Origin of the sequence: Luteitalea sp. (assembly GCF_044337415.1) — a bacterium.
GTDB lineage: Bacteria > Acidobacteriota > Vicinamibacteria > Vicinamibacterales > Vicinamibacteraceae > Luteitalea.
Genome location: NZ_JBIINP010000174.1, coordinates 1 through 8,558, shown reverse-complemented (window position 1 = coordinate 8,558; position 8,558 = coordinate 1). Strand labels below are relative to the sequence as shown.

Annotated in this window: 11 protein-coding genes and 1 tRNA gene; 3 read left to right on the top strand and 9 right to left on the bottom strand. The window is 69.2% G+C overall.

Annotated features, from left to right (window positions below; all coding sequences use genetic code 11):
* Window positions 1–218: 218 nt before the first annotated feature.
* Window positions 219–425, top strand: a complete 207-nt coding sequence (locus ACIRDX_RS18010) for a type II toxin-antitoxin system VapB family antitoxin (RefSeq protein ID WP_396626823.1) — start codon at window positions 219–221, stop codon at window positions 423–425.
* Window positions 422–805 carry a PIN domain-containing protein gene (locus ACIRDX_RS18005; protein WP_396626822.1) on the top strand — a complete coding sequence of 128 codons (384 nt, stop codon included), beginning with the start codon at window positions 422–424 and terminating at the stop codon, window positions 803–805. Before ACIRDX_RS18010 ends, ACIRDX_RS18005 begins: the two co-directional genes overlap by 4 nt.
* Before the next feature lie 92 nt (window positions 806–897).
* Here ACIRDX_RS18005 and ACIRDX_RS18000 read toward each other — a convergent pair whose 3' ends face one another.
* From ACIRDX_RS18000 to ACIRDX_RS17985, 4 genes are all read right to left on the bottom strand, one after another.
* Window positions 898–1,209 carry a HigA family addiction module antitoxin gene (locus ACIRDX_RS18000; protein WP_396626821.1) on the bottom strand — a complete coding sequence of 104 codons (312 nt, stop codon included), beginning with the start codon at window positions 1,207–1,209 and terminating at the stop codon, window positions 898–900.
* A 98-nt stretch (window positions 1,210–1,307) separates the two neighbouring features.
* Window positions 1,308–1,381, bottom strand: a tRNA-Gly gene (locus tag ACIRDX_RS17995).
* Between the two features lie 220 nt (window positions 1,382–1,601).
* Entirely contained in the window at window positions 1,602–2,969 is a 1,368-nt protein-coding gene (locus ACIRDX_RS17990) for a phosphomannomutase/phosphoglucomutase (RefSeq protein WP_396626820.1), read from the bottom strand.
* Between the two features lie 59 nt (window positions 2,970–3,028).
* Window positions 3,029–4,081: a sugar phosphate nucleotidyltransferase gene (locus tag ACIRDX_RS17985; protein WP_396626819.1), complete on the bottom strand. Its 1,053-nt coding sequence runs from the start codon at window positions 4,079–4,081 to the stop codon at window positions 3,029–3,031.
* A 68-nt stretch (window positions 4,082–4,149) separates the two neighbouring features.
* On the opposite strand from ACIRDX_RS17985, the gene pgsA reads away from it, so the two are divergent.
* Window positions 4,150–4,707: a CDP-diacylglycerol--glycerol-3-phosphate 3-phosphatidyltransferase gene (gene pgsA / locus ACIRDX_RS17980; RefSeq protein ID WP_396626818.1), complete on the top strand. Its 558-nt coding sequence runs from the start codon at window positions 4,150–4,152 to the stop codon at window positions 4,705–4,707.
* 139 nt (window positions 4,708–4,846) lie between these two features.
* On the opposite strand, the gene ACIRDX_RS17975 is transcribed toward pgsA, so the two are convergent.
* The 5 genes from ACIRDX_RS17975 to ACIRDX_RS17955 all read right to left on the bottom strand — a co-directional run.
* Window positions 4,847–5,830 carry an outer membrane protein assembly factor BamD gene (locus tag ACIRDX_RS17975; protein WP_396626817.1) on the bottom strand — a complete coding sequence of 328 codons (984 nt, stop codon included), beginning with the start codon at window positions 5,828–5,830 and terminating at the stop codon, window positions 4,847–4,849.
* A complete protein-coding gene (locus tag ACIRDX_RS17970; protein ID WP_396626816.1) occupies window positions 5,806–6,747 on the bottom strand; it encodes an NAD-dependent epimerase/dehydratase family protein in 942 nt (313 codons plus the stop codon). The genes ACIRDX_RS17975 and ACIRDX_RS17970 overlap by 25 nt, the downstream gene beginning before the upstream one ends.
* Window positions 6,744–7,145, bottom strand: a complete 402-nt coding sequence (locus ACIRDX_RS17965) for an acyl-CoA thioesterase (protein WP_396626815.1) — start codon at window positions 7,143–7,145, stop codon at window positions 6,744–6,746. Before ACIRDX_RS17965 ends, ACIRDX_RS17970 begins: the two co-directional genes overlap by 4 nt.
* The gene (rpe, locus tag ACIRDX_RS17960; protein ID WP_396626814.1) at window positions 7,142–7,825 is read right to left on the bottom strand and encodes a ribulose-phosphate 3-epimerase; all 684 of its coding nucleotides are present in this window, start codon (window positions 7,823–7,825) and stop codon (window positions 7,142–7,144) included. Before rpe ends, ACIRDX_RS17965 begins: the two co-directional genes overlap by 4 nt.
* On the bottom strand, window positions 7,822–8,558 hold a 737-nt coding region (locus ACIRDX_RS17955; RefSeq protein ID WP_396626813.1), incomplete at its 5' end, for a PASTA domain-containing protein. The genes rpe and ACIRDX_RS17955, both read right to left, overlap by 4 nt.

Here is an 8,558-nt window from a genome sequence, read left to right as displayed (position 1 = left end):
TGGCGGCCGTGATGCCGTCGCGGCGTGGCGGCGCGAAGCGGGCCGGCAGGCTCCGGCGCGCCAGATCCACATCCTCGCGGCGTTCTCGACGAGGGGGACGCGGCTGCCAGCCGTCTGCTGAGGGTGAGCGATGCGATGTGGCGCGAAGATGGCATCCCCTGGATGCTTGTAGCGTGCCACTCTTGACATCGACAGGCATACCGGGAAGGATCATTGGTATGCGCACGACCCTGCACTTGCCAGTGGCGCTGCTCGACGAAGCGCGCACCGCTCTCGGGTTCACGTCCAAGACCGACACGGTCATCTACGCCCTGCGCGAGGTGGTGCGGCGGAGCCGTGCCGATGAATTGAAGGCGCTGATCGGGACGGTGCAGTTCGAGTTCGATCCGACCGACCTGCGCCAGCGGGATCGGGGCCGGGCGTGATTGTCGTCGACACGTCGGTGTGGGTGGCGTCCACCAGGGCGCCCGCCGGCGAGGTCGCGGCGACCCTGCGTTCGCTGATCGACGCCGACGAGGTGGCGCTCGCGCTGCCGGTGCGCCTCGAACTCATGGCTGGTGTCGCCCGGAAGGACCGCGCAGCGTTTCGGCGTGCGCTGTCGGCGCTGCCGGTCGTGGTGCCCACGGAGGACACGTGGCGAACGATTGAAGACTGGATCGAACCGGCGGCGAGTGCCGGTCATCGGTTCGCGGTCGCGGACCTGCTGATCGCCGGCCTCGCGCAGGAAATCGGCGCGCTCGTCTGGTCGCTCGATGCCGACTTCGAGCGAATGGCCTCGCTCGACCTGGTGAGACTCTACCAGTAGCTTCTATGCGCCACTCACGCGCAGCCGCCCTGCGATCCTAGATGGGGCTGGACTGGTACGAGTCGTTGCTGACAAGCATCAGCGCCGGGTCGTCACGCCGCGTCGTTCGCGTTGCGCGCCAGTGCGCGGGCGAGTTCCCAGTCGGCCTGCAGGCGCATCCAGAACTGCGGCGACATCTTGAAGCGGGTCGCCAGACGAATCGCGGTGTCGGCGGTGATGCCGCGCTTGCCCAGCACGATCTCGTTGAGGCGGTTCAGCGAGACCCCGAGCTCGGCGGCCAGGGCCGGCTGCTTCAACCCCAGTGGGCGAATGAACTCTTCCAGGAGCATCTCGCCGGGCGACACCGCCACGCCCAGTTCGGACGGGTCACGCGTGATAATCCTCGACTCGGACTTCTTCCGCATAGTGTCCTTCCCATCTGAACGTGACCCGGTACTGGTCGTTCACGCGCCCGTTCATGGGCGGAACCTGCTGATCGTGGGGGAGCCCGCGGCGGAAGGAGTGGAGCGGGCTACGGGAATCGAACCCGTCTAGCTGGCTTGGGAAGCCAGAGCATTACCACTATGCTAAGCCCGCACGCGCGGAACCCTCATGGTGCGCCCACGAACCGGCGGAAGTCAACCGTCTGTCGCCCTGGCGCACAGTGCTGACATCTCTCGAAGCGCGACAGGCCCCATCGCCCGGCGGGGCCTGTTGATTCCGGCCTTCTGAGCGCCGGACATCCAGGCAGTCAGTCGTTGCCAGGCAGCGAGCGGTCGCCCACTGCCGACTGCCCACTGCCGACTGCCGGCTCTGTCTACCCGCGAATGATCCCGAGGATCTCGTCGCGGCGCTGCTCCATGATGTCCTGCGTCACGCCCTCGAGGTTCAGGCGGAGCAGCGGCTCGGTGTTGGACTTGCGCACGTTGAAGTGCCAGTCCGGGTATTCCACCGACACGCCGTCGAGGTGGTACACGTTGGCGTCCTTGTACTTCTCGCCGAGCACCGCGATCTTCTCGTCGGCCAGCGCCATCGTCGCGAGCTTGGTGTTGATCTCGCCCGAGATGAAGTACTTCTCGCGCAGCGGCGCCAGCAGTTCGGCCAGCGTCTTGCCCTTGCGCGACATCAGCTCGAGGATCAGCAGCACCGGGATGAACCCGTTGTCGGCGTAGAAGTTGTCGCGGAAGTAGTAGTGGCCCGTGACCTCGCCGCCGAAGATCGCGTTCTCGGCGCGCATGCGCTGCTTGATGAACGCGTGGCCGACGCGGCTCATGATGGCCGTCCCGCCGTACTGGCCGACGATGTCCTTGACGGCGTAGCTGGCGCGGACGTCGTAGATGATCTTCTCGCCCGGGTACTTCAGGAGGAAGGCCTCGGCCAGCAGCGCCGTCACGAAGTCGCCCGACACGAAGTCGCCGGTGCCGTCGATGAAGAAGCAGCGGTCCGCGTCGCCGTCCCAGGCGATGCCGATGTCGGCCTTCTGCTCGAGCACCGTGCGCGTGGCGGTGCGCCGGTTCTCCTCGATGAGCGGGTTCGACTCGTGGTGCGGGAACGTGCCGTCCACTTCCATCGCCACGTGCGTGGTGCGGCAGGGCAGTCGCGCGAAGATCTTCGGTCCGACCAGCCCGCCCATGCCGCTGCCGGCGTCGAGCACGCAGTTGAACGGCTTGATGATGGCCGGGTCGATGAAGCCGAAGATGTGCGCGAGGTAGTCGTCGAGCACCTCGGCGCGCTCGTAGCCGCCCATCGCGGGCGTGGAGGGCGGGAGTTCGCGCGCCATGATCATCTCGCGGATCTCCTTGAGGCCCTGCTCGCCGCTGAGCGGCTTGGCGCCCTTCTCCACGAGCTTGACGCCGTTGTACTCCTTCGGGTTGTGCGACGCCGTGATCTGCGCGCCGCCGTCGAGCCCGTCGCGGCACACCGCGAAGTACATCACGTCGGTCGGCATCATGCCGTAGTCGACCACGTCGCAGCCCTGCTGGCGCGCGCCCTCGATGAACGCCTCGGCGAGGCCGGGCGACGAGGTACGCATGTCGCGCGTCACCGCAATCCGCTTCGCCTTCAGGTAGGCCACGAAGGCGCCGCCGATGTCGTGCGCCGCCGTCTCGTTGACCTCGGACGGGTAGAGGCCCCGCACGTCGTAGGCCTTGAAGATGTTGGGATCGATCACGTTCACGTCTGCCATGCGACTGTCCCGGCGCGCAGCGGCCCACGGCCGCGCGCGCGAAAGCGCTTGGGGGCGCGTCAGAGCCTGCTGAAGTCGGTGATGGTGCTGCGATCGCCGACCATGCGGCCCTCGCTCACGATCGTGTTGCGGCCCAGGTGGCAGTTGCGGCCCACGAGGGCGCCCTCGAGGCTCGCCTCCGCGCCCACGACCGTGTTGGCCCAGACGACCGAGTCGCGCACCTGCGCCTGGTCATCGACCTGGCACTGGCGCCCGAGCACCGCATACGGGCCGATGCGGGCCCCGCGCTTGATCACCACGCCCTCGTCGAGGAAGCACGGCCCCTCGATCTGCACGTCGTCCTCGAGCCGCGCGCCCAGATCGACCACGCCGCCCGCCTGGCCCAGGAACGGCGCCGCCGGGTAGCGGCCGTCCATGATGTCGCGGTGCACCTGGCGGTACTTCTCGGGCGTGCCGATGTCGATCCAGTAGCCGTCGTTGACGTAGGCGACGAACGTCTCGCCGTTGGCCACCAGCGACGGGAAGTACTGCCGCTCGATCGAGTAGTTCTCGTTGGCCGGGATGCGGTCCAGCGTCTCCGGCTCGAGCACGTAGATGCCGGCGTTGATCGTGTTGCAGGTGATCTCGTCGGCCTTCGGCTTCTCGAGGAAGCGCTTCACGTTGCCGTCGCCGTCGGTCTCCACCAGGCCGTAGGCCGTCGGGTTGTCGACCGGCGTCAGCACGATGGTGGCCTTGGCCTTGCGCTCCCGGTGCCGCGCGATGACGGATCGCAGGTCGATCTGCTGGAGCACGTCGCCGTTCAGCACGATGACCGAGTCCTGGACGGTCTGGGCCGAGAACTTGATGGCCCCGCCCGTGCCCAGCGGCTGCGGCTCGACGGCGTAGGAGATCTTGATCCCGAGCGCCTCGCCGTCGCCGAAGGTCTCCTCGATGCGCCTGGGCTGGTAATTCAGGCTGAGGATGACCTCGGTGATCTCCGGCACCTGACGCAGCTGGTCGAGCTGGTACATCAGGAACGGCCGGTTGAAGATCGGGACGATTGGCTTGGGGGTGTTGAGCGTGAGGGGACGGAGGCGCGTGCCCTTGCCTCCGGCCAGCAGGATGGCCTTCATGTCAGCCCTCGATCATACCGCAGGCCCCGTCGGGCCACGCCCGGCAGGTACAATGGCCCCGCGCGTCGATGCTGAATCTCCCGAACGCACTCTCGGCCGTCCGGATCGTGCTGGTGCCGATCCTGGTGGTCGTGATGCTCACCCCGCCCCGGAGCTGGGAATGGACCGGCCTGGGGCACAACTGGCTCGGCGCGCTGATCTTCGGCCTCGCGTCGCTGACCGACCTGCTCGACGGCTGGCTGGCCCGGCGCAATCGTCAGATCACGGCCCTGGGGCAGTGGCTCGACCCGCTGGCCGACAAGCTGCTCGTGCTCGGCGCCCTCATCTCGCTCGTGCAGCTCGATCGGGCCCCGGCCTGGATGGTCTCGATCCTGGTGGGTCGGGAACTGGCCGTGACCGGGCTGCGGAGCGTGGCCACATCGCGGGGTGTGGCGATGCCGGCCTCCGACCTCGGCAAGCGCAAGATGGCCGCGCAGGTGACGGCCATCCTCGGGCTGCTGCTCGCGCCGAGCGTGCCGTTTCCCCTCAACTGGGTCGGGACGATTGCCCTCTGGGTGATGCTGGCGCTGGCGGTCTGGTCGGCCGTGGACTACTACCGGCGCTTCAGCGCGGTCCTGAAGGATTAGGGACCGTCGGCCATGGCCGACGGCTACGTACCCATGCGGGCGGCCAAGAGGATTCTGACCGTCGGCCATGGCCGACGGCTACGGACAGGCTACAGGCTAGGGGCTGCAGGCTGCCTGTTGCCCGTGGCCTGTCGCCGTTCTACGGGACCGGCTTGACGTCGACGGCGGGCTTGCCGGGCGCAGGCGGCGTGCCGGGCTTCACGACCGGCGTCTCGGCCGCGCCGGTGGCCGGTGTCCCCGGCGTGATCACGGCGCCGCCGGCGGGCGCGCCGGGAGTGGCCGCGGCGGGACTGCCCTCGGTGCCAGGCGTGCGCTGCGCCAGGGTCGTCTTGACCTGCTCCCGCAGGGCCGCCCCCTGCAGCAGGAACTCGCTCTCGACGAACTCCTGCTCGAGCTTCTCGAGCAGCGGCAGCGCTTCGGCCTCCAACCGCACCGTCACGAGGGCCTCGGCCAGGTAGAAGTAGACCGCGTCCCGGCCGCTGTACTGCGGGTCTTCCTGCACCACCTGGCGGAAGCGCGAGATCGCCCCCGGGTACCACCGGGCCTTGTGGTAGAAGTAGCCCACCTTGTAGATGGACTCGCTCAGGCGGTCGCGGGCAATGCGCTCGTTGGCCTGCACGTCGGGCATCAGCGCGCTGTTGGGGTACCGCGTGCGGAAGGCCTCGAACTGCTCGAGGGCGGCCTTGGTCTCCGTCTGGTCGCGTTCCGCCTTCGGCATCTGCTGGAAGTGCGTCATCGCCAGCTTGTACTGCGCGTAGTCGGCCCGCTGGTGGGTGGGGAAGTACGACAGGAACTCCTGGAACTCGCGCTCGGCGCGCAGCTTGCCTTCGGTGCTGCCGTCGCTGAGGTAGGCGTCGCCCAGGCCAAGCTTGGCGTCGGCGCGCAACGGGCTCTGCGGGTAGCCATCCACCAGCTGCTGGAAATACTCGCGGGCCGTGAACCACTTGCGGTCGGTCATCGACGCCTGGCCCTGCTCGAACAGGTACTTGTCGGGCTCGGTGATCCCCGTCGGGATGTTGCCGCGCTTGGTGGCGCAGGCGCCGGCCACCACGGCCAACCCGAGCACCACCCCGACCCTCAAGCGGGCCATCACCCTCGTCATGCGCGTTCGGTCCGTAGCCATGCGTATTCTTCCGCCAGTCCCTGCTCGAGCGTCACCGAGGGCGCGAAGCCGAGGTCGGCCCTGGCCCGACTGGTGTCCGCGTACGTGTCGCGCATGTCGCCCTTCTGGGGCGGATGCTCGGCGATCTCGACCGGCCGCCCGACGAGGCGGCCGATGATCTCGAACACGTGGTTGACGGTCACCCGCGACCCGCCGCCGATGTTGTAGACCCGGCCGGGCACACCGTGTGCGCCTGCCGAGACCGTTGCCGTGACCGCATCGGCCACGTAGGTGAAATCCCGCGTCTGCTCGCCATCCCCGTACCGCGTGATCGGCGTGCCGGCCATGGCCGCCGTCAGGAAGCGGTGGAACCCCATGTCGGGCCGTTGTCGGGGGCCATACACGGTGAAGTACCGGAGCGCCGTGAACGGCAGCCCGTGGTTGGCGAAGTACAGGTGCCCGAGGTGCTCGGCCGCCAGCTTCGACACGCCGTAGGGCGACAACGGCTGCAGCCGCTGGTCCTCCTGCATCGGGATCGCCGCCTCGTCGCCGTACACGGAAGACGTCGAGGCATAGACGAACCGGTCGAGCGGCCGGCCGGCACAGGCCTCGAGCAGGCGCTGCGTCGCGGCGATGTTGTTGCTCACGTAGACGCTGAAGTCCCGCCCCCAGCTCTTGCGCACACCCGCCTGCGCCGCCAGGTGGAACACGTGCGTCACGCCGTCGAGCAGGGCCGTCAGGTCCGCGTCGAGCAGGTCGTCCTCGACGAACCGGAAGCGATCCGACTGCAGCGCCGGGGCCAGATTCCGTTCCTTCAGGGCCCGGGGATAGTAGTCCGTGAAGCAATCGATGCCGACCACGTCCGCGCCCTGCGCCAGCAGCCGGTCGGTGAGCGTCGAGCCGATGAAGCCCGCCGCTCCTGTCACGAGTGCCTTCACGAGAAGATCTCCCTCAACGCCGCCGGGAGGCGGCACGGCCGCCCCTCCCGGTTCATGGGTACGTGCATGGTCCGCGCGGTCGCCAGCACGCGGGCGTCCTCCAGCCGGACCAGCTCGTAGCTGAACTGGACCCGGATCGGCGTCGCCATGTGGCCCGTCGTCCGGATCTCCAACTCGTCATCGTACCGCGCGGGGTGCCGGTACTGGCAAGTCGCCTCGATGACGGGCAGGCTGACGCCGTCGGCCTCGAGGGCCTTGTAGCTCCAGCCGAGCTGTCGCAGCCACTCCACCCGGCCGACCTCGAACCACGCGAAGTAGTTGCCGTGGTACACGACGCCCATCTGGTCGGTTTCGGCGTACCGGACGCGGATACGGGCCGATCCCGTGACCTCGGTCATCGCGTCGGGCGTGCCTGCCAGCCGCGAGTACCCGCGGCACGGAGCTCGGCCAGGGCCGCCGCCGGGTCCGGCGCCGCGAAGACCGCCGCGCCCGCGACCAGCACATCGCCCCCGGCGGCCACGACGGCCTCGGCCCGGCCCGGGTCCACGCCGCCGTCGACGGTGATCACGGCCTGGCTGCCGGCGCGGTCGAGGAGGTCGCGCAGTCGCCGCAACCGGTCGTAGCTGCGCTCGATGAAGGCCTGGCCCCCGAACCCGGGATTGACCGACATGAGGATGACGATGTCCAGATCCGGCGCGATGTCGGCGAGCGTGTCGAGGGGGGTGGCCGGGTTGATGGCCACGCCGGGCCGCGCGCCGAGCTGCCGGATGCGATGCACGAGCCGATGCAGGTGGTCGGTGGCCTCGACGTGGACCGACAGCGACGCCGCACCGGCCTCCACGAAGGCGTCGACGTACCGCTCGGGCTCCACGATCATCAGATGGACATCCAGCGGAATGGGCGACACGCGCCGCAGGGCCGCCACCACGGGCACGCCGATGCTGATGTTGGGGACGAACCGTCCGTCCATCACGTCGACGTGGATCCAGTCGGCGCCCGCCGCCGCGACCATCTGCACGTCGCGGCCCAGGGCGGCGAAGTCGGCGCTCAGCACCGACGGGGCGAGGCGCACGCTCACCGGCTCACCTCCAGGGAAATGGCATCGCCGGGAGCAATCTGGAAGCCGCCGAGCGGCGACTGCCGCAGGACGATCCCGGGCGGCACACCGGGATACGGCTGCTCGGCGACGAGCGCCACACGGAAGCCGCGCCCCCGCAGCACCTCGGCGGCTCGCTGCGCGTTCACGCCGATGAGGTCCGGCATCACGTACGTCGCCCCGCGCTCGCCGCGGTTGACCAGCAGCGACACGGTGTCGGCCGCCGCGCCAGCCGCGGGATTCTGCGCCAGGACCACGCCGGCGGGGAAGCCAGCCGACCTGATCGCCGCGAGGTCGCGGATGCCCACGCCTTCGCTCTCGAGCCGCAACTGGGCGGTGCGCTCGGTCAGTCCCGTCACCGCCGGTACGCGGCTCACGGTGGGGCCGGCACTCAGCCACACCTTCACGCTGCGCGGACGACGTGCGGTGCTGCCAGACACGGGGTCCTGCGCCAGGATGAGGCCCGCCGCCACCTTGGGGTCCGACCGGCGGGCTTCCTCGACCTTGAGGGGCAACCCGAGTTCCGTGAGGGAGGAACTGGCCTGGTTGACGCTGCGGCCGCGCAGGTCCGGCACACGGACGTCGCGGGTCCTCAGGGCGAGGCGCATCGCCATCCCGAACGAGACGGCGTAGGTCAGGCCGAGCAACGCCAGCAGCACGAGCAGCTTGCCCGCGCCCCAGACCCGACCCGTGAACCCGCGTCCGCCGTCCATCA

What these genes read in the sequence shown, in the direction of transcription:
- ACIRDX_RS18010 (WP_396626823.1), top strand. Translation starts at nt 219, where the DNA reads ATGCGCACGACCCTGCACTTGCCAGTGGCGCTGCTCGACGAAGCGCGC.
- ACIRDX_RS18000 (WP_396626821.1), bottom strand. Translation starts at nt 1,209, where the DNA reads ATGCGGAAGAAGTCCGAGTCGAGGATTATCACGCGTGACCCGTCCGAA.
- ACIRDX_RS17990 (WP_396626820.1), bottom strand. Translation starts at nt 2,969, where the DNA reads ATGGCAGACGTGAACGTGATCGATCCCAACATCTTCAAGGCCTACGAC.
- ACIRDX_RS17985 (WP_396626819.1), bottom strand. Translation starts at nt 4,081, where the DNA reads ATGAAGGCCATCCTGCTGGCCGGAGGCAAGGGCACGCGCCTCCGTCCC.
- pgsA (WP_396626818.1), top strand. Translation starts at nt 4,150, where the DNA reads ATGCTGAATCTCCCGAACGCACTCTCGGCCGTCCGGATCGTGCTGGTG.
- ACIRDX_RS17975 (WP_396626817.1), bottom strand. Translation starts at nt 5,830, where the DNA reads ATGGCTACGGACCGAACGCGCATGACGAGGGTGATGGCCCGCTTGAGG.
- ACIRDX_RS17965 (WP_396626815.1), bottom strand. Translation starts at nt 7,145, where the DNA reads ATGACCGAGGTCACGGGATCGGCCCGTATCCGCGTCCGGTACGCCGAA.